Annotated in this window: 25 protein-coding genes and 3 pseudogenes; 21 read left to right on the top strand and 7 right to left on the bottom strand. The window is 61.3% G+C overall.

Annotated features, from left to right (window positions below; genetic code table 11):
• Positions 1 to 41 precede the first annotated feature (41 nt).
• Positions 42 to 830 (top strand): sulfite exporter TauE/SafE family protein, encoded by a 789-nt coding sequence (locus K0P03_RS22960; protein ID WP_023515535.1) that lies wholly within the window; start codon positions 42 to 44, stop codon positions 828 to 830.
• A 146-nt stretch (positions 831 to 976) separates the two neighbouring features.
• Positions 977 to 1,367: pseudogene (locus tag K0P03_RS22955) on the top strand (chloride channel protein); the annotation flags it as partial.
• 57 nt (positions 1,368 to 1,424) lie between these two features.
• Here K0P03_RS22955 and K0P03_RS22950 read toward each other — a convergent pair.
• The 3 genes from K0P03_RS22950 to K0P03_RS22940 all read right to left on the bottom strand — a co-directional run bounded on the left by K0P03_RS22950 (position 1,425) and on the right by K0P03_RS22940 (position 3,046).
• Entirely contained in the window at positions 1,425 to 2,120 is a 696-nt protein-coding gene (locus tag K0P03_RS22950) for a VIT1/CCC1 transporter family protein (RefSeq protein WP_023515911.1), read from the bottom strand.
• 96 nt (positions 2,121 to 2,216) lie between these two features.
• Complete coding sequence (locus K0P03_RS22945) at positions 2,217 to 2,771, bottom strand: cytochrome b/b6 domain-containing protein (RefSeq protein ID WP_037406509.1); 555 nt, start codon at positions 2,769 to 2,771, stop codon at positions 2,217 to 2,219.
• On the bottom strand, positions 2,768 to 3,046 hold the full coding sequence (locus tag K0P03_RS22940) for a PepSY domain-containing protein (RefSeq protein ID WP_023515909.1): 279 nt from the start codon (positions 3,044 to 3,046) through the stop codon (positions 2,768 to 2,770). The genes K0P03_RS22945 and K0P03_RS22940 overlap by 4 nt, the downstream gene beginning before the upstream one ends.
• 129 nt (positions 3,047 to 3,175) lie before the next feature.
• Here K0P03_RS22940 and K0P03_RS22935 point away from each other — a divergent pair, with 129 nt between their 5' ends.
• From K0P03_RS22935 to K0P03_RS22915, 5 genes are all read left to right on the top strand, one after another.
• Entirely contained in the window at positions 3,176 to 3,508 is a 333-nt protein-coding gene (locus tag K0P03_RS22935) for a PepSY domain-containing protein (protein WP_023515908.1), read from the top strand.
• On the top strand, positions 3,508 to 4,167 hold the full coding sequence (locus K0P03_RS22930) for a response regulator transcription factor (RefSeq protein WP_037406526.1): 660 nt from the start codon (positions 3,508 to 3,510) through the stop codon (positions 4,165 to 4,167). Before K0P03_RS22935 ends, K0P03_RS22930 begins: the two co-directional genes overlap by 1 nt.
• Entirely contained in the window at positions 4,164 to 5,528 is a 1,365-nt protein-coding gene (locus K0P03_RS22925; RefSeq protein WP_023515906.1) for a sensor histidine kinase, read from the top strand. The genes K0P03_RS22930 and K0P03_RS22925 overlap by 4 nt, the downstream gene beginning before the upstream one ends.
• A 425-nt stretch (positions 5,529 to 5,953) precedes the next feature.
• A complete protein-coding gene (locus tag K0P03_RS22920) occupies positions 5,954 to 6,085 on the top strand; it encodes a CGNR zinc finger domain-containing protein (protein WP_081870569.1) in 132 nt (43 codons plus the stop codon).
• A 3-nt stretch (positions 6,086 to 6,088) separates the two neighbouring features.
• Positions 6,089 to 7,351: a glycosyltransferase gene (locus tag K0P03_RS22915; RefSeq protein ID WP_130520753.1), complete on the top strand. Its 1,263-nt coding sequence runs from the start codon at positions 6,089 to 6,091 to the stop codon at positions 7,349 to 7,351.
• Positions 7,352 to 7,479: 128 nt separating this feature from the next.
• On the opposite strand, the gene K0P03_RS22910 is transcribed toward K0P03_RS22915, so the two are convergent.
• Positions 7,480 to 9,240 (bottom strand): peptidoglycan D,D-transpeptidase FtsI family protein, encoded by a 1,761-nt coding sequence (locus K0P03_RS22910; RefSeq protein ID WP_037408253.1) that lies wholly within the window; start codon positions 9,238 to 9,240, stop codon positions 7,480 to 7,482.
• A gap of 1,049 nt (positions 9,241 to 10,289) precedes the next feature.
• Here K0P03_RS22910 and K0P03_RS22905 point away from each other — a divergent pair.
• From K0P03_RS22905 to K0P03_RS22875, 7 genes are all read left to right on the top strand, one after another.
• A complete protein-coding gene (locus K0P03_RS22905) occupies positions 10,290 to 11,084 on the top strand; it encodes a DeoR/GlpR family DNA-binding transcription regulator (protein WP_272790720.1) in 795 nt (264 codons plus the stop codon).
• Positions 11,085 to 11,119: 35 nt separating this feature from the next.
• Positions 11,120 to 12,184 carry an ABC transporter ATP-binding protein gene (locus K0P03_RS22900; protein ID WP_272790719.1) on the top strand — a complete coding sequence of 355 codons (1,065 nt, stop codon included), beginning with the start codon at positions 11,120 to 11,122 and terminating at the stop codon, positions 12,182 to 12,184.
• Positions 12,185 to 12,198: 14 nt separating this feature from the next.
• The gene (locus K0P03_RS22895) at positions 12,199 to 13,497 is read left to right on the top strand and encodes an ABC transporter substrate-binding protein (RefSeq protein ID WP_272790716.1); all 1,299 of its coding nucleotides are present in this window, start codon (positions 12,199 to 12,201) and stop codon (positions 13,495 to 13,497) included.
• Positions 13,498 to 13,571: 74 nt separating this feature from the next.
• A complete protein-coding gene (locus tag K0P03_RS22890; protein WP_272790715.1) occupies positions 13,572 to 14,447 on the top strand; it encodes a carbohydrate ABC transporter permease in 876 nt (291 codons plus the stop codon).
• Complete coding sequence (locus tag K0P03_RS22885) at positions 14,444 to 15,265, top strand: carbohydrate ABC transporter permease (RefSeq protein ID WP_023513594.1); 822 nt, start codon at positions 14,444 to 14,446, stop codon at positions 15,263 to 15,265. Before K0P03_RS22890 ends, K0P03_RS22885 begins: the two co-directional genes overlap by 4 nt.
• 24 nt (positions 15,266 to 15,289) lie before the next feature.
• Positions 15,290 to 16,072, top strand: coding sequence for a metallophosphoesterase (locus K0P03_RS22880; protein WP_130520747.1), 783 nt, complete (start codon positions 15,290 to 15,292; stop codon positions 16,070 to 16,072).
• Positions 16,073 to 16,084: 12 nt separating this feature from the next.
• On the top strand, positions 16,085 to 16,852 hold the full coding sequence (locus K0P03_RS22875; protein WP_023513596.1) for an inositol monophosphatase family protein: 768 nt from the start codon (positions 16,085 to 16,087) through the stop codon (positions 16,850 to 16,852).
• Positions 16,853 to 16,897: 45 nt separating this feature from the next.
• On the opposite strand, the gene K0P03_RS22870 is transcribed toward K0P03_RS22875, so the two are convergent.
• A complete protein-coding gene (locus tag K0P03_RS22870; RefSeq protein WP_023517618.1) occupies positions 16,898 to 17,809 on the bottom strand; it encodes an HNH endonuclease in 912 nt (303 codons plus the stop codon).
• 45 nt (positions 17,810 to 17,854) lie between these two features.
• On the opposite strand from K0P03_RS22870, the pseudogene K0P03_RS22865 reads away from it, so the two are divergent.
• Positions 17,855 to 18,124: pseudogene (locus tag K0P03_RS22865) on the top strand (recombinase family protein); the annotation flags it as partial.
• A 69-nt stretch (positions 18,125 to 18,193) separates the two neighbouring features.
• Here the strand turns inward: K0P03_RS22865 and K0P03_RS22860 are convergent.
• Together K0P03_RS22860 and K0P03_RS22855 are read right to left on the bottom strand one after the other, a co-directional pair.
• Positions 18,194 to 19,392: pseudogene (locus K0P03_RS22860) on the bottom strand (type II toxin-antitoxin system HipA family toxin); the annotation flags it as partial.
• A 21-nt stretch (positions 19,393 to 19,413) separates the two neighbouring features.
• On the bottom strand, positions 19,414 to 19,728 hold the full coding sequence (locus tag K0P03_RS22855) for a helix-turn-helix domain-containing protein (RefSeq protein WP_272790712.1): 315 nt from the start codon (positions 19,726 to 19,728) through the stop codon (positions 19,414 to 19,416).
• A gap of 316 nt (positions 19,729 to 20,044) precedes the next feature.
• On the opposite strand from K0P03_RS22855, the gene K0P03_RS22850 reads away from it, so the two are divergent.
• From K0P03_RS22850 to K0P03_RS22825, 6 genes are all read left to right on the top strand, one after another.
• The gene (locus tag K0P03_RS22850) at positions 20,045 to 21,160 is read left to right on the top strand and encodes an ROK family transcriptional regulator (RefSeq protein WP_272790711.1); all 1,116 of its coding nucleotides are present in this window, start codon (positions 20,045 to 20,047) and stop codon (positions 21,158 to 21,160) included.
• Positions 21,157 to 21,960 (top strand): ABC transporter permease, encoded by an 804-nt coding sequence (locus K0P03_RS22845; RefSeq protein WP_272790710.1) that lies wholly within the window; start codon positions 21,157 to 21,159, stop codon positions 21,958 to 21,960. The genes K0P03_RS22850 and K0P03_RS22845 overlap by 4 nt, the downstream gene beginning before the upstream one ends.
• Positions 21,957 to 22,754 carry an ABC transporter ATP-binding protein gene (locus tag K0P03_RS22840; RefSeq protein WP_272790708.1) on the top strand — a complete coding sequence of 266 codons (798 nt, stop codon included), beginning with the start codon at positions 21,957 to 21,959 and terminating at the stop codon, positions 22,752 to 22,754. Before K0P03_RS22845 ends, K0P03_RS22840 begins: the two co-directional genes overlap by 4 nt.
• Positions 22,755 to 22,770: 16 nt before the next feature.
• Positions 22,771 to 23,757, top strand: a complete 987-nt coding sequence (locus tag K0P03_RS22835) for an aliphatic sulfonate ABC transporter substrate-binding protein (protein WP_272790707.1) — start codon at positions 22,771 to 22,773, stop codon at positions 23,755 to 23,757.
• A 53-nt stretch (positions 23,758 to 23,810) separates the two neighbouring features.
• Positions 23,811 to 25,364 (top strand): sulfatase family protein, encoded by a 1,554-nt coding sequence (locus tag K0P03_RS22830; protein WP_272790706.1) that lies wholly within the window; start codon positions 23,811 to 23,813, stop codon positions 25,362 to 25,364.
• Positions 25,365 to 25,445: 81 nt separating this feature from the next.
• On the top strand, positions 25,446 to 26,312 hold the full coding sequence (locus K0P03_RS22825) for a formylglycine-generating enzyme family protein (protein ID WP_130521279.1): 867 nt from the start codon (positions 25,446 to 25,448) through the stop codon (positions 26,310 to 26,312).
• The last annotated feature ends 164 nt before the right edge of the window (positions 26,313 to 26,476 follow it).

Here is a 26,476-nt window from a genome sequence, read left to right as displayed (position 1 = left end):
ACCGAAACAAGACCGCCTAAACGCGCGGCGAAAGGTGCGCCATGCTTCTGGAACCCATTCAATACGGCCTCGGCGCGCTGTCTGGCGGAGTTGTCGGCTTTACTCTCGGCCTGTTCGGCGGGGGCGGCTCCATTCTCGCTGTGCCCCTTATGGTCTATATGGTCGGCGTTCCCAACCCGCATCTCGCCATTGGCACCAGCGCCTTTGCTGTCGCCGTGAACGCGTTTGCCAACCTTCTCGGCCATGCCCGCTTCGGCAATGTCAAATGGCGCTGCGCGGGTCTCTACAGCCTCGCTGGAATCATGGGCGCGTTTGTCGGCTCCTCCATCGGCAAGATGATTGATGGGCAGCACTTGCTGATCCTGTTCGCCTTACTGATGCTCGTCGTCGGTGCGTTGATGTTCATAAGGCGCGGCGAAGAGGGTGACCCGAATGCGCAATGTTCCCGCGAGAATGCCCCGAAGGTGATCGCTTTCGGCGGACTGACCGGAGCCTTTTCCGGCTTCTTCGGCATCGGCGGCGGCTTTCTCATCGTACCTGGCCTTATCGCCGCGACCGGCATGCCCATCCTCTTCGCCGTCGGCTCCTCTCTCCTCGCTGTCACCGTCTTCGGCCTGACGACATCCCTTAACTATGCCTATTCCGGCCTGGTTGACTGGGGACTCGCTATCGTCTTTATCGGTGGCGGCGTTGTCGGCGGCTTGTTGGGCGCCCTTGCCGCGCGCAAACTCGCAACCAGAAAGGGCGCGCTCAACACTGTCTTTGCGCTGCTCCTCTTCGTCGTGGCAGGATACATGCTCTTGAAAGCCTACGAGCAGTTGACCATCTGACCCGCGTTGCTTTCCGCACGTGCTACCAAGAGAGCTTTGAAAGGCAATGGCCGAGGTCTAAATCCGTCGATGACATGCATTTGAATTGAGGCCCGCGGGCTATGCTCGACCGTCGGCAAAACACATGACACAAGGCATTCCCTGACGGCCACGGTGCCCTGCACCTGAACCTGGAAACCGATGTACCTGACCTTGCGCTCCTCAAATTGCTCATGCTGAAGGCGGCTACATCCGCGATCTCGATCAGCTCCGGTTTCCGCGGCGACCTATTCTTCGCTACAGTTTTGACGGGTGCTCTGATCGGAAGGCTATTATCGTTAGCTGCGCCATATCTTGGACACGCCACCCTGAGCTCGCAGGCTACGCGGTAGTTGGCATGAGCTCACGCGCGGTCGCCGTCATCGGCGGGCCACGACGATGACATTCCTTGCCCTCGAGATCACGTGACTTCTCGACGACCGCCCTTGTGCTGGTCTCGGCTAACACCTCGCCCTTCATCGAGCGAATGTGTTCGGCTATTCGTTCGCCGCCTGGCGTTCCATCTGCGTGAGGGCGACGTGGGCGCCAGCTTGTCGAACGACAGGCGCCTCATGATCAGACCGCCCGGCCGACAAGCGCGCCAATGGCCGCCGTCGACGCCATGGCGACCGCGCCCCAGAAAACGACCCGGACAGTCGGCCGCCAGATGCCAGCACCGCCGGCACGCGCACCCATCGCGCCGAGGACGGCAAGCCCGATGAGACAGGCAACGGGCACAGCCCAGACGACCGTTCCCGACGGCGCCAGCAGGGCGACCGCCAGCGGCAGGACCGCACCCATCGCAAATGTCGCTGCCGATGTCAGTGCCGCCTGGACAGGCCGCGCCACTACGTGGCTCGACAGGCCGAGTTCGTCCCGTGCATGGGCTTCGTAGGCGTCCTTCGCCATCATTTGTTCGGCGACCTGGCGGGCAAGATCCGGCGCGACGCCGCGCTGCTCGTAGATTGCAGCGAGTTCTGCCAACTCCGCCTCCGGCTGGGTGGCCAGCTCGTGACGCTCACGCGCCATGTCGGCCTGTTCCGTATCGGCCTGGGAGCTGACGGAGACATATTCCCCCGCCGCCATCGACATCGCACCTGCCACCAGCCCGGCGACACCGGCGACGAGGATTTCCTGCGATGCCGCGGTCGCCGCCGCGACACCGACGATGAGGCTCGACGTCGAGATCAACCCGTCATTAGCACCCAGCACCGCTGCCCGGAGCCAGCCGATACGATCGATGAGATGATTTTCCTTGTGAACGGAACGCATGGCATCTCCGAATTTCAGCATATCGGCCGTGGCTGCAGGACTTCAGACGATATATTTAGAATTATTCTAAATAATTGCCATAGAGTCGGCAACACATCAACCTTCGCGACGCTTTCTTCCCGTCACCATGGCGCGCACGAGGTTTTCCCGGTGCTCGACGCTGGCAAGGACAACGCCGGCGATATGCAGGGCGACCAACCCCATGGTCGAATAGACGAGGACCTTGTGCGTATCCTCCACCCACGCGACGCCCCAATATGCATCCGTGGTCATCATATAGCCGGTGGTCACGATGCCCGACACCGCAACGAGCAGCAGGACGACCATGGCGCCCCCGGCCGGATTGTGGCCGAGATACCGCTTGGCGCGCAGGGCGAAGCTGTCGCGGAGGAACGCAAGTAACGTCGTGGGGGCGTAGAGGAAATTGGCGAAGCGGGCGTGATGCGACCCGACCAGCCCCCAGACCAGGCGCAGGGCGATCAGCCCGGCGATGGCATAGCCGGAGAGGATATGGGCCTTCTTCCATTCGTCGCCGGTGACAAAGGAAAAAACGAAGAGGCAGACCAGCGACCAGTGAAAGACCCGCACGAGCGGGTCCCACACCTTGACGCTTTCCCCCGCCCCATCGGTTCGGGAGAGCGGCGCCATCATTCAGCTCCTTCCGAGCCGACCGGTTCACCGGTTTCCGGGTTGAAGATCGTCTCGACCTTGGCGCCCTTGGCGTCGATCGCATAGACCTCGTAGCAGCCGTTCTCGACCTTCACCCGCCGGACATCAAGGCCCATCGCCTTGGCCTTGTCCTTCATGGCGTCCTCAGTCATCCATTTGTCCTTCGGCACGTTGCAGCCCTTGCCTTCATCTTCGGCGCGGGCCGCACCGGCGGCGAACAGGCCCAGAAGGGCGGTTGCGAGAAGGAATGTCTTCATGGAAATTCTCCTTGTGGCCGGCCGGAGCACCCTGCCCCGACGCTGAACGCACCATAGGCGACCGTGGCTGAGCGATGGCTGACGAGAAATGTCAGCAAAATTTCAGCCTCGGCGTGCTACGCTTCGATCATGCGTATCCTCCTTATGCCCATCGCTGCCCTTTCCCTTGCCGGGCTTCTTTCGGCAGGCGCGGTCGCCCATGCGGATGATGATGGCCACGACACGGATGGGCGCACCCTCGACGCCATCCAGGAGGCGGTAGAAAAGGGCGCGATCAAACCGTTTTCCGAGCTGCGCGAGATCGCCAGCCGGCGCGTCAAGGGCGATATCGTGCGCGTGGAGCCGCGCCGGAAACACGGGCGCTTCCTCTATAAATTCAAGGTTCTGTCGCCCGAGGGGCAGCTCGTCGAAATCGAGATGGATGCGGCGAGCGGCACGATCCTCGAAATCGAGAACGAATGATGCGCATCCTGCTCGTCGAAGACGACCGGCTGATCGCCCGCGACCTCACCGTCCATCTGCAGCGGGCGGGCTATGTCGTAGACCATGCCCGCGACGGTGAGGACGGCTGGTATCGCGGTGACAGCGAGGATTTCGCAGCCGCCATCCTCGATCTCGGTCTGCCCTCCATGGACGGCATGACGATCCTGAAACGCTGGCGCAAGGACGGGCGCCGCTTCCCCGTCCTCATCCTGACGGCGCGCGGCAACTGGGAAGAACGCGTGGAAGGCATCGATGCCGGGGCGGACGACTATCTCGCAAAGCCCTTCCAGATCGCGGAGGTCCTCGCCCGCCTGCGTGCCATCCTGCGCCGCTACGCCGGCGAGCCGAGCCCCGTGCTCAGCGCCGGCGCGCTGCATCTGGACCCGCGCAGCAAATCGGTGACGCTTCGGGACCAGCCGGTCGATCTGACGCCACTCGAATATCGCTGCCTGCATCATCTGCTTCAGAACCGCGAGCGCCATGTCAGCCAGCAGGAACTGACCGAACAGCTCTATGCCCAGGACTTCGACCGCGACAGCAATTCGGTGGAGGTGTTGATCGGCCGGCTGCGGCGCAAGCTGGGCAAGGCCTTCATCGAGACACGTCGCGGCTACGGCTACCGGATCGCCGCCGCATGAGATGGCCTATCTCCATTCGCAGCCGCCTCCTGCTGATTTCCGCGCTGACCGTGAGCCTCGCACTGACGCTGACCGTCACCCTGCTGGTCTCGCTTTTCTCCAGCAACATCCGCAATCGCATCGACGCGGAGTTGACCAGCCATATCAACACGCTGGCCGGCGCGCTGTCTTTTACCGCCGACGGCACGCTCCAGCGCCCGGAAAGCCCGCTCGACCAGCGCTTCGCTACGCCCTATGGCGGGCTATACTGGCAGATCGTCGACGATGTGCGGGGGCAGACCATCCGCTCGCTCTCGCTGTTCGACACGGCCCTCGGCCTGCCCGCCGACCAGCACGCTGAGGGCGCGGTCCATCGCTACCTGCTGCCCGGCCCAGCCGGAAGTTCGCTGATCGTCCTTGAGCGGCTGGTGCAGGTCGCCGCGCCGGAGGGGAAACGCGCGCTGCGCATCGCGGTCGCCATCGATGCGCGCACGCTGGAGGAGGCCAAGACGGCCTTCATCCGCGACATCATGCCGGCCGTCGCCGGGCTCGGCGCCTTTCTCGTCGTCGCGTCGATCCTGCAACTCACCCTCGGGCTGCGGCCGCTGGCAGCGTTGAACGAGGGGATCATGCGCATCCGCGAGCGGCGCGCCAGCCAGTTGACCGGCTCCTATCCCAGCGAATTCCAGAGCACCGTGGCGGCGGTCAACGCGCTTCTGGAAACGCAAGAGGCGATGATGGGCAAGGCAAGGAAGCGCGCGGCCGACCTCGCCCACGGCCTGCGCACGCCGCTGACGGTGCTCTCGAACGATGTCCTCACTCTGCGCGACAAGGGTGAGGCGGCGATGGCGGACGAACTGGAGCACCTGGCGTCCGTCATGCGCAGCCATGTGGAACGCGAACTGGCCCTTGCCCGCATCGCTGCCAGCGCGGACCTGCGCCGCTCAGATACCGACGTGGCCAAGATCGTCGGCGAACTCGTGCGCATCCTCAAACGCTCGCGCTCCGGTGAGCGCTTGAGGTTTGAGATCGACGGCCGGAGCACCGAAATCGCACCCATGGATCCTGCCGACTTTCGCGAACTCATCGGCAACCTCCTCGAAAATGCCGTCAAATGGGCGAAATCGGAGATCCACATCCGCTGGTGGCGCAATGAAGCCGGCCTGCATCTGGCGATCTCGGATGACGGTCCCGGCGTGCCGGAGCAGGAACTCGGCAATCTCACCCGCCGCGGTTGGCGTCTCGACACGGCATCACCCGGCTCCGGCCTCGGTCTCTCGATCGTCCGGGAGATCGTCGATGTCTATCGCATCGGCTTTGCGCTGCGGAACCGGAAAGCCGATAGCGGGCTGGAGGCAGAGCTTGTGTTTACGTGCACATAAGGACGCCAAGGTCCGAAGGGGTATTGGTACGTCAACGTGCCAGCGACGCCGCAACACTATTGAGCTATTATATCCACGCAGCGCACCATAAAGTACTCCTCCGACTACCTCCCCAACGGCAAATCCACCGAGAAAAACACCTGACATACCGGTTGAAACGCTCACCACTGCACCAACCTGCAAGACGCCGATTGTAGAGCTGCGAAGCGTGATGATTGCCAGCAGGGTTGCCAATGGCGCGTTTACCAAAATACCAAACACCCTGCGAGGGCGACGCCTGCTCGCCTCCCCTCCAGATACACTAGCGGCGATCATCGCGCTACCGACCAGCTTGGCAACAGCGCAGGCGCCTACGATCATCGTGGGCGGCATTCCTTATACCAGTAAACCGACGGCCATAGGCCCCAGTATGAAGTCGCTTTGGACTGTGCCACGCTCGGGGGTGCGACCGCGCCTATATCGACGTAGCGAGAAACAGATCAAATATATACTGTTTCGAGACGTGGACAGCACGCATGAAAATGGCTGAATATCACGCACGCCTGTGCAAGGGGTGAGCAATGCGGATATCAATCCATACGCTGGGTACACGAGGCGATGTTCAGCCCTACCTCGCACTTGCCAAGGGACTTGTCCAAAGTGGCCACGACGTTCAGCTTACCGCACCCGAGCAGTTCGCCTCGATGGCCTATGAACGTCGTGTGGCATTCGCTCCGCTGCCACGCGAATTTCTCGCCGTCCTCGAAAGTCCAGAAGCCAAGGCAATACTTGGACGATCCAGTGCCGGCTTCGGTGCAGGACTCAAGCTCCTGAAATTCTATCGCGAAATCGGCCGGCGACTGCTGGACGCAGAGTGGAATGCAGCGCGGGAATTCTCGCCTCAAGCGATCATATTTCATCCTAAGACCCTGGGCGCGCCGCACATTGCAGCAAAGCTCGAAATACCTCTCCTTTTAGCATCCCCCCTTCCAGGCTTTACGCCGACCACGGAGTTCCCCACTCCAGTTCTACCCGTCGCTTCTCTTGGTCCTTTCAACCGCTTGAGCCACGCGTTGATGATCCATGGGGGCAGTATCCTGTTCTCCAAGACGATCCGCGCATGGCGTGCCGAGGCGCTCGCGCTGCCCGATCGCAGGAAGGCCTCGCCACTGGCCGGAACGCTCTACGCGTACAGCTCGCATGTCCTGCCGAAGCCTTCTGATTGGGGTTCAGACATCATCGTTACGGGCTACTGGTTTCTCGAGACGAAGGACTGGAGTCCACCAGATACACTTGCTCAATTCCTCGCTGCCGGAGAGCCGCCAGTTTACGTCGGATTTGGCAGCATGCCGGGCTCCAGCCCGGAAAGATTGACGGGGCTCGTGCTGGAAGGGCTACGGCGTGCCGGCAAGCGCGGCCTCCTCGCCACGGCCGGTGGAGCACTGGCAACGAGCGCATCAAACGAATATGCCCATATGATCGCTGAAGCGCCTCATGACAGACTGCTCCCGTTCGTCAGCGCCACCCTGCATCATGGCGGCGCGGGAACCACTGGTGCTGCGCTGCGTGCCGGAAGGCCGACAGCAATCTGCCCATTCATCGGCGACCAGCCGTTCTGGGCACGACGCGCCAACGCCCTGGGGGTCGGCCCAAAACCGCTGGACAAGCGAACAATGACCGTCGACGATCTCGCCAGCGCCTTCATGGCGATGGATAACCCCGCCATGCGTTCGCGAGCAGCAGAGCTTGGGGCAGCGATTCGAGCAGAGAAAGGTGTCGAGCAGGCCGTTGACTTCATCAACGATCGCCTGTCCGAGCCGAGAACCACCGGCATTGGAAGATAGCAGCCGCCGCTGATCGATATCCTATCCGACGCCGCACCTCTGGACAAAGGCGCCCTCCTGACATGCTGAACGCACTGGCGTCAGGAGAAGCGGAAAACGCAAACGAACCCAGCATCATCCCTCATGGATCAGTAGCCTATGAGCAAATAGCTCTCATCTGTGCCGAACAGGGGCTGGACACCCAACAGTGGGGCTGTACGCCTCACGATCTCCTTGACCATTGGGGCCGCCGTGAACGATGCCAGCCGCCGCCCTTGTTCGCCTGTGAGCGGTGCATCGATGATCGTCAGGACCACATAGCGCGGGTCGTGCATAGGGAACCCACCGAGGAATGCATTGAAATTCAGGTCCGTGGCATATCTTCCGTTGATCACCTTGTCTGCGGTTCCAGTCTTTCCCCCAACGTGATAGCCCGGCACCTGGGCGCTGCGGCCAGAGCCCGTGAGGCCGTTCCAGTTGAAAAGATATCGCATCTCTGCGCTTGTCTCAGGTCGAAGAACCTGCTTCGTGGCAGGGGCACCTTCTTTCCGGTCGCGGGCGAGGAATGTCGGTGCAATCAATTTGCCTCCATTCAGGAGCGCCGCTGCGGCTACGGCCGTCTGCAATGGAGTGGTTGCCATGCCGTGTCCGTAGGAGATCGTTGCAGAATTGATCTTCTTCCAGATGCGAGGCTGTACAGGTGTCGCGATCTCTGGAAGCTCCGTCTCCATCTTCGTTAGAAGACCCAGCCTGGTGAGGAAGGCCTGATGTTCATCCATGCCGACCATGTCTGCTATCTTCACAGTGGCGATATTCGAGGAATATCGAAAGACCTCGGGTACCGTAAGTGGGCGGTTGCGGCCGTGGAAATCCTTGATCGTAAAGCCCCCCATTCTGAGCGGCCGCGAAGCATCGACGATTGAGTCGAGGTTGATCACACCGGCATCCAACCCCATAGCCAGCGTGAAGCTCTTGAATGTAGAGCCCATCTCGAACGTCGCATTGCTCATTCGGTTGAACCAGCCCTTCTCGTACTCCTTGTCGATCTTGCCGTTGGGCATCATCCTCGAAGGCTCATTCGGATTGTAGTCGGGCACAGAAGCCATTGCGAGGATCTCCCCCGTCGATATATCCAGGATAACGGCTCCTGCTGCTTCGGCCTGATAGGCGCTCATCGCTTCCTTGATCGTCTCGCGAACGATGCTTTGAACTCTGAGATCGATGGACAGACGAACCGGTTCGAGCCGCACATCATTCGTCATTCCCGCCGCTCTGAGATCGGCAAGGCCCTGGCGGTCAATATAGCGCTCCATACCCGCCAGGCCCCGGTTGTCGATATCGACGTGCCCCAATATATGGGATGCCGTTGCGCCACCCGGGTAGAGCCGGCCGACTTCCGGACGAAAGCCTATTCCGGGGATTCCGAGCGCCAGGATCGCGGCTTGCTGTCGGGGTGTCAGCTGTCGCTTCAGCCACTGGAACGCCGCCCCCGAACGAAGCTTGCGATGGGTGGCCTTCCAGTCGAGATTGGGAATAACCGCGGACAGCTTCTCTACAACCTCATCGGCATCAACGATTCTGCGAGGCTCGGCATAGAGGGATACGAGCCTGAGATCGGTTGCGAGAAGCTTTCCGTTGCGATCGACGATGTTCGGGCGAGACGCTACCGGTGAAACGATGCCTATCGGACCCGAGGAGACTGGTACCGCGAGCCCATAGTGAACCAAACGTGCGCCAATACCCAGATACGCCATCAGGAAGAGCGCGATCAGAACGCCAAGCCGCCGCTTCTTCATCGCCGCACAACTCCTGTGAGTGCGAGACCCGTGAGCGGTCACGATCGAGCGATCCCCGCGCAGAAGGAAATGAACTCGGCTTCGTCGCTTGAGGACGCTGGAAATGACGTTCATCCGGATGACTCCACCGCAAATCCTCCCATATACATCGTACCGATCCCAGCACGTCAGGAGGTGGAACCCCGCAAGGCAGGGTATGGACAGACACCCTTGTAGCCTCGCCGAGGGTTACCAGAAGGTTAAGATTGAGGTCCCGCTGCGTGTTGGCTAGCTTCAAATGCCGGCCACAAAAAAGTGATTGGAATGTTGAGCTGGAAGTAAGCGGCACGCCGAAATCGTTGGGGTGGGTGTTGGTCCACGAAGTCTATCAGTGTCCAAAAATTGGCTCTGGCGCAAACCTGATAATATCACATCACTCCGATATTGAGTGCCTCACGCAGATCAAATTTCCTGCGACCGTTCATCCGCTGTTGGTTTCCACGCGGAACTGAGGCGGCCAATGCTCAATTCCCGCGCGGCAATGCCAGCGACTGTCGGCACCGCTGTTGAATTGCTCTTAAAGGGATGTGAGCCCGCCTCGACCCCGCACTTTGAATAGAGCTAACGTTCTGCAGCTCCTCAGCGGGGATCTCCTCCTCGGATACCAATGCGCGGTCGTTGCGCGCGGCAGTGTATGCCGAAATCTATCGAAAGGCTGTGCGCGGCAAGCGTTCCTCATAATTGACGGCGGAACGAAGTAAAGTGGAAGAGTCGAGGATCGCACGGACCCACCTTCGCGCCACTGTCCATGCACCCTCCGAACCGGTTTCGTTTCCAAACCTGGCAGCTACATGCCGAACATGCGCATCGCCCACCACGCCAGACGCAGCGGCCAGTCGCCACGTCATCTTCGGGAATGGGGCCGTGACCACGCGCGCAGGTCCACCTACGCGCATCAGCGATCAAAATGGTGGGGGCACGACATTGGCCCGTTCACATGGATCGCGGGCCGGTGATTGATCGATAACGATCAAATTCCGAACTACTTGGCCACCCGCACATACCTGGCATCCAAGGACATTGACGACCGCTTGCGTGCGGTCAGATCATTAGGCTCCGCTTGACAAGATCGAAAAAGATCATAAAAAGATTGTATTCGATCATGAAAGCTGGGAGGGCTTCCGATGAGCGAAACTCTTTCTGAGAATGAACTCAAATCCGCCGCCGTTCGTCAGGCGCGCCTGCTTGAGCATTTGCGCGTCGAGGTTTTTGCCGACGCCCAGAAACTCAAAGACGTCTTGGACGTATCCATCGCCACGATCCGCCGCGATCTCAACGAGCTTGAAGCGCGCGGCCTGTTGAAGCGCATGCATGGTGGCGCTGCCATCATCAATCAGACAACGCGCGACTACAGCACGCCGGTGCGCGAGGGCACGAATATCGAGGAGAAGGCGCGCATCGGTGCCGCGGCTGCCGAACTCGTCGTCGAGGGCGACGCTGTGATGATCGACAGCGGCACGACGACGCTTCAGGCCGCAAAGCACCTGGCGGCACGCCAGTCTCTCACCTTCGTGACCAACGGCACCGATATTCTCACCGAATTGGCCGCCAGCGGCGCACGGGATATCCACTTTATCGGCGGACAATATATTGAGCTCAACCGATCGCTAGGCGGTCCGATGGCAGTGGAAGCCGTACGGCGCTTCAGCGTCGACAAGGCGATCCTGAGCGTGACGGCCGTCGATCTGGATCGCGGGCTGATCGCGACGGCGACTCCGCAGATCAGCTCCGTTCAGCAGGCAATGATCGAGATCGCGCGCACAGTCATCGTCGTTGCAGACCATTCCAAATTCCAGCGCAGCGCGCTCTCTGTGATCGCGCCGCTGCAGAAGATCGATCACATCGTCACCAACGAGGCGACGCGACCGCTGACGCGATCCCTGCCGGGCGATCTGCGGTCCAAATTCATCTTCGTTTGAGGTGCCGGCAGGCTTGCCGGGCGGGGAGGGAAATTTTGACAGGAATATCGGTCAACAACCTTGTGAAGGACTGGGGCGCGTTCCGGGCGGTGGACGACGTGAGCTTCTCGACCAGCGAAGCCGAATTCGTCGCCCTGCTCGGCCCGTCGGGCTGCGGCAAATCCACGACACTTCGGCTGATTGCCGGGCTCGATACGGTGACGTCTGGCACGATTTCGATAACCGGACGCGATGTCACGGCGCTGGCGCCCGCCAAGCGCAATCTTTCCATGGTTTTCCAGTCCTACGCGCTGTTCCCGCATCTGAACGTTGCCGATAATATCCTGTTCGGCCTTTCCGTGCGCGGCGTCGCCAAGGCCGAACAGCAAAAGCGCTTGCAGCACACGGTAGAGCTTCTCGGGCTCGGCCATCTGCTCGACCGACGGCCGAGCCAGATGTCAGGCGGCCAGCAGCAGCGCGTGGCGCTTGGCCGCGCGCTGATCTCGCAGACGCCGCTCTGCCTGCTCGACGAACCGCTTTCCAACCTCGATGCGAAACTGCGCGCGGGGATGCGCAGCGAAATCCGCGCGCTACAAAAGCGCCTCGGCATCACCATGGTCTATGTCACGCACGACCAGACCGAGGCAATGAGCATGGCTGACCGCGTGATCCTGCTCAACAAGGGCGGCGTGGAACAAGCCGGTGCGCCGGGCGATCTCTACGAGAAGCCGGCTTCGATCTTCGTCGCCCAGTTCATCGGCACACCCCCGATGAACATCCTCGATCTCGCCGGCGGCCCCGACGGTTCGGTCATCGCCGGCGGCACGCGTCCGGTCGCCGACGCCGCGCACGAGGGCCTGCACCTCGGCATCCGGCCCGAGCATTTGCGCCTTGTCGAGAACGGCGAGCCGGCAACCGTCCAGTCGAGCGAGTATTTCGGCGCCGACACAATCCTGGCCTGCCGCGTCGGCAACCAGCTTCTTCAGGTGCGCGTGCCCGGCCGCCCAGGCCTTGCCGATGGCGCGGCGGTACACCTCGCCTGGGATCCCATGGCGACGCATTTCTTCGACAGATCGAGCGGAGCAAGGCGCGACGACGTCACCCGACTGAACAGCTTCTAGAGGAGGATGGAACCATGCTTTTGAGCAAACGAAATGCCCTGAAACTGGCTGCGGCCGGCTTCTCCTACATCGCGCTTACTGCGGGAATGGCGTTGGCCGACACCAAGATCGATTTCTACTATCCGGTACAGGTCGGCGGCCCCGTCACCAAAGTGGTCGATGGCTACGTGCAGAAGTTCATGGAGGCCAATCCCGGCATCACCGTCGCTCCGATCTACGCCGGCAACTACAATGACACGACGACCAAGGCGCTGACCGCCGCCAAGGCCGGTACGCCGCCCGCTGTCGCCGTACTGCTGGCCACCGACGTCTACACACTGATCGACGAGGACGTGATCGACCCGATCGACGATTTCATCAAGACCGCCGAGGACAAGGCCTGGCTGGCCGGTTTCATGCCGGCCTATCTCAAGAGCGCGCAGACCGAAGACCATCTCTGGTCCGTGCCGTTCCAGCGCTCGACCGCGGTGATGTACTACAACAAGCAGGCCTTCAAGGACGCCGGCCTCGATCCGGAAAAATACCCGACGACCTGGGACGAGATGGTCGCCGCCGGCAAGGCGGTCACGGCCAAGGATGCGGCTGGCCAGGTGACGCGCTGGGGCGTCGGCATCGCCGGCAATGTCGGCTCGGCCCAGTGGCTGTTCGGCGCGCTGGTCGCCCAGAACGGCGGCACGCTGGTCAACGAGGCGGGCACCGAGACCTACCTGACCGACCCGAAGGTCGTCGAGGCCCTGCAATATTGGGTGGATCTCTCGACGAAGGATGCGATACACCCGCCGGGCATCTTCGAATGGGGCACGGCGCCGGCCGATTTCCTCGCCGGCCGCGTCGCCATGATCTGGCACACGACGGGCAACCTCGCCAATATCCGCAAGAACGCCACCTTCGACTTCGGCATCGCCCCTTTCCCGGGGCATCCGACGCCCGCCTCCGTGCTTGGCGGCGGCAATCTCTATATCTTCAAGGATGCCTCGGATGAGGAAAAGGCCGCCGCCTACAAGTTCATCCAGTTCCTGACTTCCGACGAAATTCTCGCCGACTGGGCCGTGCAGACGGGCTATGTCGCACCGCGCGACGGCTCCTGGGAAACCGAGACGATGAAGAAATACGTCGCGGAAGCACCGCAGGCGCTGGTGGCGCTCAAGCAGATCCCCGCCTCCGTGCCGGAATTTTCGACCCATGAGAACGCCCGCGCGACCAAAATCCTCAACGACGCCCTGGCGGCGGCGCTGACGGGCAACAAGACGGCGGAAGCAGCGCTCGCCGAGGCGCAGGACCAGATCGACCGCATCCTGAAGCCTTACCGCTAGGGCACATCCTGCCGGGCGCGGCCGATCAGGCCGCGTCCCTCCGCTTGAGGCCGACAACCGTCGACAGGTCTAAGATGAACAAGTCCCGAAATCTCATCTACGGAAGCTTGCTGCTCTTGCCGGCGGCGGTTCTCCTGTGGGTCTTCACCTATCAGCCCATCCTGGCAACGCTCTACCACAGCTTCTTCTCGACGCCGAAGGGCCGCCGCGCCGCCGTCTTCGTGGGCGTCGACCACTATACCCGCATGATCGAGGACCCGGTCTTCTGGCAGGCGCTGACGAACAACATCGTCTATGCCGCCGCCACGATCCCGGCCTCAATGGCGCTGGCGCTTGCCATGGCGCTCTTCGTCAACAACCGGATCCACGGCCAGGGCCTGGTGCGCATGGCCTACTTCACGCCAACCGTGTTGCCGATGGTCGCCGTCGCGAATATCTGGCTGTTCTTCTATGCGCCGAGCTATGGGCCGGTCGACCAGCTGCTCGGCCTTGTCGGCCTCGGCCACAACAACCTGCTCGGCACGCCCTCCACGGCGCTGTGGGCGCTGATCGTCATCACGATCTGGAAGGAGGCCGGCTTCTTCATGATCTTCTACCTCGCCGCGCTCCAGCAGATCTCGCCGACGCTGATCGAGGCGGCACGCCTCGAGGGGGCGACCCCGCTGCAGACTTTCCGCCGCGTCACCGCGCCGCTCATCATGCCCACCACGCTTTTTGTGCTGGTCAATGCGCTGATCGGCGCCTTCCGCCTTGTCGACCATGTCATTGCGCTCACCAAGGGCGGGCCGGACAATGCGACGACGCTGCTGCTCTTCTACATCTACGAGACGGGCTTCCAATACTGGGATACCGGCTACGCCGCAGCGCTCACCGTCTTCCTGCTGACGGTCCTCGCCCTCATCGCCCTCTTCCAGTTCGGCTATCTCGACAAGAAGGTTCACTATCGATGAGCACGTCGACCCAAGCTCCCTCCAGCACTGTCACGACACTTGGCGCCTGGTTCCTCGCCTTCCTCTGGGTATCCCCCATGCTGTTCGCCCTTTGGGCGGCCTTCCATCCCGCGACGGGATCGAGCACCTTCGATCTTTTCGCGCCGCTGACGCTGGAGAATTTCCGTGAAGTGCTGTCGGCCGCGCCCTTCCCGCGCTACTTCCTCAATACCTTCCTGCTGGTGACGCTCATTCTCGCCTCGCAGATCGTCGTGTGCACGCTCGCCGCCTATGCCTTCGTCTGCTTCCCGTTCCGCGGCTCGGAGGTGCTGTTCCTGCTGGTGCTGGTGCAGCTGATGATCATGCCGGAGATCCTGCTGGTCGAGAACTACCGCACGCTCGCAGCCCTTGGCCTTCGCGATACCATCCTCGGCATGGGCCTGCCCTATCTCGCCTCGGCCTTCGGCATCTTCCTCTTCCGGCAGACGTTCAAGAGCGTGCCGAAGGAGCTGGAGGAGGCCGCGCGGCTGGAAGGCGCGAATGCGCTTCAGGTTCTGCTGCGTGTCTTCGTGCCGCTGGCCAAGCCGACCTATGTCGCCTTCGGCCTCGTCACCGTCAGCTACCACTGGAACAACTTCCTCTGGCCGCTCGTCGTGACGAATTCCGTCGAAACCCGTCCCATCACGGTGGGCCTGCAGGTTTTCGCGACGGTCGAGCAGGGTGTCGACTGGGCGCGTGTGACGGCAGCGACGCTGCTTTCCGTCGCGCCGCTCCTTCTCGCCTTCATCATTTTCCAGCGTCAGTTCGTCCAGAGCTTTATGCGCGCCGGCATCCGCTGAGCGGGCAGGAAAGGAATTCACCCGGTGCTGATCGCCCATATTTCCGATTTCCATGTCTTTTCCGACAAGCCGGAAACCCCTCTGGTGCGGCTCGATGCCGAGCGCGTCGCGCGTCGCGTCGTGGCAGATCTTGCCGCCTTCGCGCCCAGACTCGATGCCATTGCCCTCACCGGCGACCTCACCGATGGCGGTTCGGCACAGGACTATGCACTGCTGCAGGATATCCTTGCGCCTCTTTCCATGCCGGTCTTCGTGGTGCCCGGCAATCATGACAGGAGGTATGCCCTGCGCGCGGCCTTCGCCGACCGCTTGCCCTTCTCCGATAGTTCGTATCTCAACTACGAGACCCGCATCGGCGGCCTCAAGGTTCTTGCGCTCGACACACTGATCGAGGGGCGCGGCGATGGCGCACTTGTCCCGGAAAGCCTTGTCTGGTTGGCGGAAAGGCTGCCGGCCGGCGGCACGGAGCCGGCGCTCGTGCTGCTGCATCATCCGCCCTTCCCTTCCGGCATCCAGTCACTCGACAAGGCTGCATTGACCGCAGGACGCAGTGAGATCGCACGGTTGGTACGAGAGTATCGTGGACCGCTCACTATTCTGGCCGGCCACATCCACCGCCCTTTTCAAGCCACCTGGAACGGTGCCCATTGCGCCGTTGCCGGCAGCCCCGCCTTCCAGATGGCGCTCTACCTTACGCCGACGCCGCATGAACCCAGCCTCGTCAGCGAGCCCTACGCCTACTACGTCTACCGTTTCGAGGACGGCAACGTCGCCGTTCACACCCGTTATGTCTACCTGGACGATTGAAGGAATTCCGTTTTGAACAATGATTATGCGCGCGTGCAATCCATCGCCAAGGAAGCCGGTGAGATCGCGCTGAACCATTTCCGCAGCCTTTCCACGCTGAGTGTCGAGGCCAAGGGGCCGCTCGACCTCGTCACGGCGGCGGATCGAGATGTCGAACAATTCATCTGCGACGCGCTGGCGAAAGCCTTCCCTGAGGATGGGGTTTTCGGCGAGGAGGGTGCGGCTGTCGCCAGCCACTCGGGCCGCACCTGGGTCATCGATCCCATCGACGGCACGTTCAATTTCGTGCGCGGCAGCGACGGTTGGGGCATTTCCATCGGTCTGTTCGATAAGGGGTGGCCGGTCTTCGGCGTCGTCAACACGCCGGTGCGCGGCGAGATTTTCTCCGGTGGCGGCGGATTGCCTGCCGCGGTGAACGGCAAGCCGCTCTCCCCTCTGCGCCCCTTTGAGCGCGCCAGCGCGGCCCTCGGCGTGGGCATTCATCCAAGCGTCCCCAATGACGAGGCGCTCCGCGTGCTCGACCAGGTGATGAACGACCTCAATGTGGCGTTCCGCATCACCGGCTCGTCCGTCATTTCGCTGATCGACGTCGCCAAGGGCGCAGTTGACGGCTATCTCGGCCGCTCCATCCCGTGCTGGGACATTGTCGGCATGCTCCCTGCTCTTGAGACGATGGGCGTCACAACCACGATCGACTGGGCAACAGCTGGCCTTTCCGGCAAGCTGGACTTCGTGTGCGGCACACCGGAAACGGTCACCCTCGCAAGGAGCGTGGGTTAGAAAGCATCCGTTCTTTGTCTTGAAAGGATATGAACCACGGGCATGCTAATGTTTGAAGACATTCTCACGATGCCATTGTAGAAATTGAGGGTGCGGGCGCTCATGGATACCTACCGGCGAGATCGCCTTTCCAGTCTTGTTGATGAGGCCCTGGATACTGTCACGATCGTTTGCATGGCGTGAGACTAGGATATCAAGATCGTCTGACAAGCCGATAAGGCCTCGATCGAACATCCAGTGTGCAGTTCCGGAGAGCGCAATGCCGTTCGACAGGATATCTGGTCCTTTCGCTTCGACCGGGCGGATATGGGCAGCATCGACCTCCGCGCGCCCACCGCCGTTGACCAGCTTCAAGCCTGTTATCGCACATCGCTTGTCGTAGGCTTGCAAAATCAAGCGGCGAAATAGACGGTCGCGAACGATACGTGACGAGAGCTGCGCGACACGCGCCCTCTCCTGTTCCAAAATAAAGGGAGCCTGGGGACCGTCCGAAAACCCATCCGGCTCCCACGTCTCAGTCGCTTCTCCGGACCGCGGCAACTCGGGTTGATCTTCCGCCAGTCCGATGGAGAGGACGCGATTAAAATCCGCTGCGGAGATTGGCCGGACCGCGGCCTGCGCTCGTCCCGAGATCCGTCCCTCTTCGTTCAGAACTCCGCGTTCGATCACGCCGTCTGGACCACTGAAGGGAACGGGGTTGACGAAATCGAGGTAGCTGCCAGTTTCGATCAGAGCCAGATGCATTCCGTGCGCTTTGGGATCCGGAATGGCCCGCGAAACTTTGGCGATCGCGAAATATCCGCGAGTCGCTGCCACTTTGCGGGGCTCATAGTAGATAATCCAGTCTCCCACGCAGGCCTGAACACGACCGAGATACTGGCTCGGAAACTGATATTGCTCAGCCGGGCTGTCGTCATAGATCGAATCTGTGCGATGAATGAAAATCCCGAATCCCATACTCGATCTCTACCATGGTGACTGCGCTTCAAACCAGGGAGACCGGTGATTTTGCACGCCCCAGGCGGCGGGCTTTACGTGCGTTGTTCAAAAGATCAACAAAATCCCACCTCGATCGAAACCCAGCTCGACCTCAGAAAGGAATTCATCCTACGACAAAGCCGGCATTTTGCCGACACGTTCGTTGATGCCGGTGTCAGTGGCTCGTCATTCGAGACGAGGCCGGGCCTTCAGGCAGCATTGGCCAAGTCCAATGGAGGTGCATACGCAGTTTTTCTCCGCCTCACCTTCGATCGCCTGTCTCGCGATCTGGAACACAGCGCCCGTATCCTCAAGATCCTGCAGTTTCATGATTTCGATCTCTGGACGGTCCACGTGCCGCCGCGGTGTCATCAGCCGCACATGAGCATCCATACGCTCGAGAACCTTTGCCGGAACAACCTCGCGTTCCGGCAGCGACCACCAGTGATCGTCCACGCGTTCGATCGTGTCGACCACTGTCCCGAGAACTGCAGCTTCCGGCAATCGTGCACGGTTGGCAAAAGCTTTCCAGCGCTGCGCATTCAACGCCTTGAAAGGACGCTCGCCGCCGAGCGACAGAGCCATTGCATCTGCCTGGATATATGGGATTGTCGAGAGCACGTCATAGACAGACGCGAGTTGCGGTTTGTCACCTGCCTCGCGATAGATCAACGACCCGTTTTTCGGGTGCATGTCACCATTGCCGGTCAACGCAGCCAGAGCCAGCCGCCGGACAAACTCCAGTGCGGCAGGCGGCGACACGGCAACGTTCAAGGCGGCAGCGAAATCATGCTAGGCCGCTCCTTCATATTTCCGGGAAGGATAGACGCCGAACACTTGTGCGAAATCCTCGACATGGATCCGCTGGCTACCAAGACCACGATCAAGGCGTTTGACGAGCAGGACTTTGCCGTCCGACAGCATCTCGAACGCCTTTGGAATTCCTTCGAACCCCGATTGCTCTACACGTTCCCGTTCCGGCACCTCCATGCCGATGGCTTCTGCCAAAGCAAGATTGGCATATTCGTTTTCCGACACGCCAGGAAATGAGGTCGACGGAAACTTGGCGATATACGAACCCTGCTCGTCGCCAAGTGGCAATGTCAGCCTGCCGCCTTGCCTGTACTCTAGATAACCGAAAGCGTCTTCTGCACTCCAGCGAGCGAAAACCGGGCTTTCGGTTTTGAAACGGGTAGATCGTCAAGATGCACCACCGTTCCCTCGCTCGGCACAACGCGGATGGCGCCCCGCAGGTCCGCCCCGAGTGCGATAGGCAGATCGAAATCGTTCCCGGCGCGAACGCTGCCGGCGTGGTGCTTTTCCATTGCCTCGCGCAATTTGTCCTCTGGGAGGAGATTGGCAAAGAACGCCGGTAGAGCACGGGCAACTGGTTTGGGGTCCTTACGCAATCCGCCTGTGGCTGCGCGGAAAGACAGGCTGAGCACCGGAAAGCCGCCGGTGGCGCGATAGCTCTCCTCGAAGCTGAAGGCGTTGAAATCACCCGGCGTCCGAACGATCGTGCCGACCTTGAAATCGTTCAGCAGCACATCACGCGACGAGATGGACTCGGATCGGAGGAAGCTTCAGACATTCTCATCCTCGTCCGGATGAGCGAGGAATGCCGGGAGATCGTCGATATCATCCTGGGGCCGTAGCAGCGCATCAACGGCCGGAACCATCGCCTGCGGTACAAGCATCAATTCAAGCCCGAGAGCGCGCGCGATGTTGATCAGTGTCGTTGTGGGCGCGGCACTGCTTCCGGCTTCTATCTCACGATAGCGGGGACGCGATACACCCGCCATGTTGGCAACCTGCTCCTGTGTCAGTTGCCGGCCTTTACGCGTCGCCATCAGCAACTGCCCGATTTCCAGCAAGAATTCTGACGCATGCTGTGCCACCCTATCTACCCGTCCGTTCTTCGCGGAGTAAGGCGAGCTGCCTCAAACATTTTAGGCTCGGTCAATACGAAAGACATAAATACGTACAATTACTTCATAATTGACCCGTTTACGTATCACACATGCCATTCTCTAAATGGCCGCGCCACAACCTAAACGCGCCCGGCGGACCGAAAGTGTTTCCAGTGAACATGGGGCCCCGGAAACACTCGAAATCACTCATGAGAGTGCCATTCCGGCCCAAGCAGAACCGGCCTGCCTTGACAGATGCAAATTAATTTCTAAACTTTAGAAAATAATTGGTGGAGGGGCATGCATGGGGCTGCATCACGGACAGATTCTCCGTATTCTGCGCGATGAGGGACCACAATCGCGCGCAATTCTCGCACGCCGCAGCAAGCTGTCTGCTACCACGCTTACACATGTGACAGCCCAACTTCTCAATGAGGGCGACGTTGCCGAAGAGGAGCCCGTGGGAAGCAGCGGCGTGGGGCGGCCGGGTCAGGCGATCCGGCTCCTGCCCGATGCGAGACATGTTGCCGGCGTGCATGTCGGCGCGGGGCTCGTGCAACTCGCTATCACCAATCTCATGGGCGCGCCCAAGGCCGCGGCGTCTTTCGACTTCGACCTGCCTCTCGCATCACCCGAAGCAATACTCGCGCGCATTGCCGGCGAAATCCGGACACTTCAGGCGTCGAGCGGCATCGAACGCATTCTCGGCGTCGGCCTTGGCGTGCCGGGTCCTGTCGATACCGACCAACGCACCATACTAACGTCGATCAATACCGGATGGTGCAACGTGCCCCTGGCCGACATGCTGCAACAACAGACCGGCCTGCCGGTGATCCTGGAGCACAATGTCACCGCAATGGCGATCGCGGAAGCGCGCTTCGGTCTGGGTCGCAAGGTGCCAGGCACGCTGTTCGTCTATCTGCGGTCCGGGCTTGGTGCCGGGCTGGTGATAGACGGCATGCCGTTCCGGCCAGGCGGCCATGGCGCCGTCGAACTCGGTCACATCCAGATTTCCAACGATGGGCCGCGCTGCAGCTGCGGCAATCACGGCTGTCTCGAATGCTACCTGAACGAGCGCGTTCTGACGCAATCCCTGGGCCTGGAGGGCCCGGCGCCGACTGACCTGCTGGCAAGGATGGAAAAGACTGCTGGCTGGGTGCCGGTACTCAACCGCCTGACGGATTCGCTGGCCATCGCGATCACGCTGCTGACGCCGGACCTGATCGTATTCGGTGGTCATCTTGGTGAAGCCCCCGAGAGCCTGTTCGCGCATCTACGCCAACACCTGCCGCCGCGCGTGATGCCGCATATGCGCGACATCCTCCGGTTCGAGCGAACCAGCTTCGGGGCGCAGCCCGGTGCTTTCGGCGGCGCCGCCGTGGCCCTGGATCACTTCTTTTATTCTGGAGACCGCCATTGAGCTCCGTGACGACAAAAAACGAGGCGGGCGTCACCAGGAGTGCCTCAGCCGGGAAGCTGGGTCCACTCGCACTCAATCTGACCGCCTTCGCGATCGGCTTAATCATCTGGTGGGCAATCACCCAAGCCAAACTGGTCGTTTTGCCAGGGCCCGCGCAAGTGGCGGAGCGCGCGGTCACGCTGCTCGCCAACGGCCAGTTGCTGCTCGATATCGTCTCCAGCCTCCGGCGCGTTCTGACTGGCTTCCTGCTCGGGGTCGCGCTCGCCGTTCCCGTCGGCTTCCTGATGGGATGGTACAGCGTCGCCCGGGCTCTGATCGAACCCTATGTCCAGTTCTTCCGCATGATCCCGCCGCTGGCGATCATTCCGCTGGCCATCGTAACCATGGGCATCGATGAAGCGCCGAAAATCTTCGTCATTTTCCTAGCCTCCTTCCTGTCCTGTGTGGTCGCCACCTATCAGGGAGTGATCAGCGCCGATCGGACGTTGATCAATGCGGCGCGCGTGCTCGGCGCGAAGGATGGAGTGATCTTCTGGCGCGTGGTCATTCCCGCCTCGATGCCCTTCATCATGGTCGGGGTACGGATCGGCCTAGGCTCCTCCTGGGCAACGGTTGTCGCCGCCGAGCTCATCGCGGCGCAGTCCGGACTGGGCTTCCGCATGCAGCAGGCACAACTCTACTACGAACTACCCACCATTTTCGTCAGCCTAATCACCATCGGCATCCTCGGCCTTGTCATGGACCGCCTCGTCCAAGCGGCGGAACGGCGCCTCACCCAGTGGCAGGAGCGCGTCCAATGACCCCTATCAACAGCGAACCGAAGATCTCGTTCCAGAACGTCACCCGTCGTTTCGGCCAGGGCAGCAACGCGTTCCTCGCCCTCGACCGGCTCAATCTCGACATCGCCGACGGCGAATTCGTCACCGTCGTCGGCCCGTCCGGCTGCGGCAAGTCGACAGCCATGAACATCGCCGCCGGCTTGACGGACGTGTCTGACGGACGCGTGCTCGTCGATGGCAAGCCGGTTAATGGACCGGGGCCGGAGCGTGGCGTCATCTTTCAGCAATACGCCCTGTTCCCCTGGCTCACGGTTCGCGAGAATGTCGAGTTCGGCCTCAGGATCAAGGGCCTGCCCTCGGCCGCGCGCAAGACGATCGCCGATCGCTTCATCGACCTCGTCGGCCTCAAGGATTTCGCGGACGCCCTGCCGAAAACACTGTCCGGCGGCATGAAGCAGCGTTGCGCCATTGCGCGCGCCTATGCCGCCAACCCGACGATCCTGCTCATGGACGAACCTTTCGGCGCACTCGATGCATTGACCCGCGTCAACATGCAGGACCAGTTGCTGGACACGTGGAGCCGGGAGCGGCGCACCGTCGTCTTCATCACTCATGATGTCGACGAAGCGGTCTATCTTGCCAACCGCGTCATCGTCATGGCTTCGAGGCCCGGCCGTCTGCACAAGATCATTCCTGTCGACCTGCCCTATCCACGCACGGAAGAAATTCGACTGTCGCCGGAGTTCGCCGAGATCCGCAATCAGGTTTGGTATGCGGTCTACCACCAGAACAGCCAAGCCAAATCAACGTCATGACAAGGAGGAGAAAATCATGACCTTTACCAGACGCAAGCTTCTCGGCGCAGTCGCCGCAGGCGCCATCGCGAGCCCCTTCCTCGGCCTTTCGGCAAGATCCGCCCGCGCCGACGCCAAACCAGTACGCGTCGGCTATATCGCCGACTATTTCGGCACCAGTCTCACGGCGATCGCCAGTGACCAAGGCCTGTGGGCAAAGCATGGCCTGGAGCCGGACCTCAAGGTCTTCACCAATGGCCCGATCCAGATCCAGGCGCTCGGCGCCGGCAGCCTCGATTTCGGTTATGTCGGTCCCGGCGCATTGTGGTTGCCTGCCACCGGCAAGGCCAAGCTCGTGGCCATGAACGCACTCGGCCTGTCGGATCGCGTCATCGCCCAACGGGGCATCAATTCCATGGCCGATCTCAAGGGCAAGAAGATCGGCGTTCCCGAGGGCACGTCTGGCGATATGTTACTGCGCCTCGCACTCGCCAAGGCCGGCATGACGCTGTCCGACGTCGAAGTCGTCAAAATGGACCCGCCTACCGTGGTCTCGGCCTTCGCCTCCCGGCAGATCGACGGCGCGGGCATCTGGTATCCGCTGGTCGGCGTCATCAAGAACACGCTGCCAGATCTGGTGGAAGTCGCCAAGAGCAGCGATTTCTATCCACAGAACTCGTTCCCGTCCGCGTTCGTCGCTCGCAACGAGGTTGTTACCGAGGACGTCGATCTGGTCAAGCGCTTCATCGCCACGATGAAGGAAGCCAACGACTTCCGTGCTGCCGACGTGCCGCGCTCCGTCGACATCACGGCAAGCTTCCTTGGCGCGCCAGTGGACCCACTCCGCACCGAAAGCACGAACGGCAAGTTCCTCACTTCGGCCGAACTGGCCGCTGCGAGCAAGGACGGCACTGTCGAGGGCTGGCTGAAAGGCCTCAACGAACAGTTCGTCGCCTTCGGCAAGATCGAGAACCCGCTCGATCCGAAAGACTATTACATGGCCGATCTTTACGCCGGCAACTAAGGCCAATCGACCGGCGCGGACACCCGCGCCGGCCCTCTTTCATCGAGATGAGAATGTCCAAGAAGCCCAATATCCTGTTCATCATGTCGGACGACCACGCCGCGCGGGCGATTTCCGCCTATGGCTCGGGTCTCAACAGCACCCCCAATCTCGACCGCATCGCCGACGAGGGCATGCGCCTCGACCGCTGCTACGTGACGAACTCTATCTGCACGCCGAGCCGGGCCGCTATTCTGACCGGAACCTACAATCATGTGAACACGGTGACGACGCTCGATACGCATATCGACAATCGCCAGCCCAACGTGGCCAAGCACCTGCGCGCCGGCGGCTACCAGACCGCAATCTTCGGCAAATGGCATCTCGGCGAAGGCAAGGCGCACGAGCCGACGGGCTTCGACGAATGGTCGGTCGTACCCGGCCAGGGCGACTATTTCGACCCCGTTATGATCGACCGTGACGGATCGCACCTCGAGCAAGGTTACGCGACCGACATTATCACCGACAAGTGCCTCGACTTCCTGGGCAATCGTGACCCCGACAAGCCCTTCTTCCTCATGTGCCACCACAAGGCACCGCATCGCAGCTTCGAACCGCATCCGCGCCATCGGCACCTTTATGCGGATGGCGCGCTGCCGGTGCCTGAGACCTTCTCCGACGACTATGCCAACCGCGCGACGGCGGCTGCGGCGGCCAAGATGCGCATCCGCTCCGACATGACCTACAAGGATCTCGGCCTCGTCCAGCCGGAAGGCGGCGAGGAGGTCGGCACGTTGCTTTTGGGTGGATGGACCCAGCGCAAGGTGCCTGAAATCAGGGAGGGAGAGGAGCTGCGCCTGATCGATGGCCTCACGGGCGAGAACTTCGTCTTCACCGATCCGCAGGAACTGGCTCTGTTCAAATATCAGCGCTACATGATGCGTTACCTGCAGACCATCGCCGCCGTCGACGAGAATGTCGGCCGTCTGCTTGATTATCTCGATGCACAAGGCCTGCGCGACAACACCATCGTCATCTACACGTCCGACCAGGGTTTCTTCCTCGGCGAACACGGCTGGTTCGACAAGCGCTTCATGTACGAGGAATCGCTGCAGATGCCCTTCCTCATCCGTTATCCCGACGGGATCGAAGCCGGCGCACGCGCGGCGCATATCACGACCAATGTGGATTTTGCGGCGACATTTCTCGACTATGCGGGCCTGCCTGTTCCGAGCTACATGCAGGGAACAAGCATGCGGCCGATCCTGGAGCAGACAGCGGACGAGAATGACAAGGGTCTCGCCTACCATCGCTATTGGATGCACAAGGACGAATTCCACAACGCCTTCGCACATTACGGCGTGCGTGACGAGCGCTACAAGCTCATCTACTGGTACAACGATCCGCTCGACCAGCTCGGCGCCTTTGCCGGCGACGAGCCGCCCGAATGGGAGCTTTTCGATTGCGAAAAGGATCCATTCGAGCTTTCCAATTGTGCCAGCGATCCGGCTTATGCCAAGGTCTTCGAACGTATGCTGGCGAAACTGGATGCGCGAATGGCGGAGATCGGAGATATTCCTGAACATGTGAGCGCCGATGTACTGGCTGGCCTCAGAAGGGCAGCCTGACCGTTGAGTTGCTGCTCCGATATTGGCGAACGTCGCAAGGGATCTGCACATGATCCACGGGAACCGGCAACCCCGCGGGCCATGGCGGCATGCATGCAAGTCGTGCGCATACGCTTCCCGGCCGCCAACAGCCATGTCGGAACCGACCGTCCGGTCATCCCTGACGACGGGGAAGGTCCTCGCCGGGCCGTGAAGCTCGGTGCTTTCGAGCTCGAAGCGACAACGGTAACCAATGCACGCTTCGCCGAGTTCATCGCTGCGACGGGCCACGTCACCGAAGCGGAGAGGTTCGGCTGGGCACCGGTGTTCCGCGGCCTGCTGCCAGAGGGGTTGGGCCACGCGCCAGTCGGTGCGCAAATCCCCTGGTGGCTTCGCATCGACGGTGCCAACTGGCGGTCGCCGGAAGGGCCCGGCAGCACAATCCACGCCCGCACCCATCATCCCGCCGTGCAGGTTTCCTGGAATGACGCCATGGCCTTCGCCGCCTGGTGCGGCGGCCGCCTGCCGACCGAGGCAGAATGGGAACATGCCGCTCGCGGCGGCGCGGCAGACCCACGTTTCCCATGGGGTGACGATGAACCCAGCGATCAGGCGGTGTTCTGCAACATATGGCAGGGCCGTTTCCCCGAGCAGAATACATGCGCGGACGGTTTTTTTGGAACATCCCCTGCTGATGCGTTTTCACCGAACGGCGCCGGGCTCTATGGCATGGCGGGCAATGTCTGGGAATGGACTGCCGATTCCTTTCGCATCCGCTCGCTCGGGAAGCTTGCGCGGCAGCGCAATGAGCAGGCCAGCCGCAACCGTGACAAGGTGGTGAAGGGCGGGTCGTTCCTTTGCCACAAGAGCTACTGCTATCGCTACCGGATTGCTGCGCGCTCGTCGATGAGCCCGGACTCATCGACGAGCCACACCGGGTTTCGCATCTGCTACGATTCCGACATATGACAAGCGATGCGGTGAGGTCATCCCACGCGCTGGCGTGGCAGGGGCGGTGATCACCTCAGCAAAATCGGCACGATCCCAAGCCCAAGCCAGACTGTTCGCGACGGTGATGAAGGCAGCGCATGCGACTTCACGCCGAATGCACATGGTGAAGCCTTCAATTGGAT

It is taken from the genome of Shinella sp. HY16 (genome assembly GCF_028534175.1).
Lineage (GTDB): Bacteria > Pseudomonadota > Alphaproteobacteria > Rhizobiales > Rhizobiaceae > Shinella.
Note: the sequence above shows the minus strand (reverse complement) of the source record. Positions and strands in the feature narration are given on the sequence as shown.

Bases quoted from the DNA above. Each gene is read 5' to 3' on its own strand.
- K0P03_RS22960 (WP_023515535.1), top strand. From the start codon at position 42: ATGCTTCTGGAACCCATTCAATACGGCCTCGGCGCGCTGTCTGGCGGA.
- K0P03_RS22950 (WP_023515911.1), bottom strand. From the start codon at position 2,120: ATGCGTTCCGTTCACAAGGAAAATCATCTCATCGATCGTATCGGCTGG.
- K0P03_RS22945 (WP_037406509.1), bottom strand. From the start codon at position 2,771: ATGATGGCGCCGCTCTCCCGAACCGATGGGGCGGGGGAAAGCGTCAAG.
- K0P03_RS22940 (WP_023515909.1), bottom strand. From the start codon at position 3,046: ATGAAGACATTCCTTCTCGCAACCGCCCTTCTGGGCCTGTTCGCCGCC.
- K0P03_RS22935 (WP_023515908.1), top strand. From the start codon at position 3,176: ATGCGTATCCTCCTTATGCCCATCGCTGCCCTTTCCCTTGCCGGGCTT.
- K0P03_RS22930 (WP_037406526.1), top strand. From the start codon at position 3,508: ATGCGCATCCTGCTCGTCGAAGACGACCGGCTGATCGCCCGCGACCTC.
- K0P03_RS22925 (WP_023515906.1), top strand. From the start codon at position 4,164: ATGAGATGGCCTATCTCCATTCGCAGCCGCCTCCTGCTGATTTCCGCG.
- K0P03_RS22915 (WP_130520753.1), top strand. From the start codon at position 6,089: ATGCGGATATCAATCCATACGCTGGGTACACGAGGCGATGTTCAGCCC.
- K0P03_RS22910 (WP_037408253.1), bottom strand. From the start codon at position 9,240: ATGAACGTCATTTCCAGCGTCCTCAAGCGACGAAGCCGAGTTCATTTC.
- K0P03_RS22905 (WP_272790720.1), top strand. From the start codon at position 10,290: ATGAGCGAAACTCTTTCTGAGAATGAACTCAAATCCGCCGCCGTTCGT.
- K0P03_RS22895 (WP_272790716.1), top strand. From the start codon at position 12,199: ATGCTTTTGAGCAAACGAAATGCCCTGAAACTGGCTGCGGCCGGCTTC.
- K0P03_RS22890 (WP_272790715.1), top strand. From the start codon at position 13,572: ATGAACAAGTCCCGAAATCTCATCTACGGAAGCTTGCTGCTCTTGCCG.
- K0P03_RS22885 (WP_023513594.1), top strand. From the start codon at position 14,444: ATGAGCACGTCGACCCAAGCTCCCTCCAGCACTGTCACGACACTTGGC.
- K0P03_RS22870 (WP_023517618.1), bottom strand. From the start codon at position 17,809: ATGGGATTCGGGATTTTCATTCATCGCACAGATTCGATCTATGACGAC.
- K0P03_RS22850 (WP_272790711.1), top strand. From the start codon at position 20,045: ATGGGGCTGCATCACGGACAGATTCTCCGTATTCTGCGCGATGAGGGA.
- K0P03_RS22840 (WP_272790708.1), top strand. From the start codon at position 21,957: ATGACCCCTATCAACAGCGAACCGAAGATCTCGTTCCAGAACGTCACC.
- K0P03_RS22835 (WP_272790707.1), top strand. From the start codon at position 22,771: ATGACCTTTACCAGACGCAAGCTTCTCGGCGCAGTCGCCGCAGGCGCC.
- K0P03_RS22830 (WP_272790706.1), top strand. From the start codon at position 23,811: ATGTCCAAGAAGCCCAATATCCTGTTCATCATGTCGGACGACCACGCC.
- K0P03_RS22825 (WP_130521279.1), top strand. From the start codon at position 25,446: ATGGCGGCATGCATGCAAGTCGTGCGCATACGCTTCCCGGCCGCCAAC.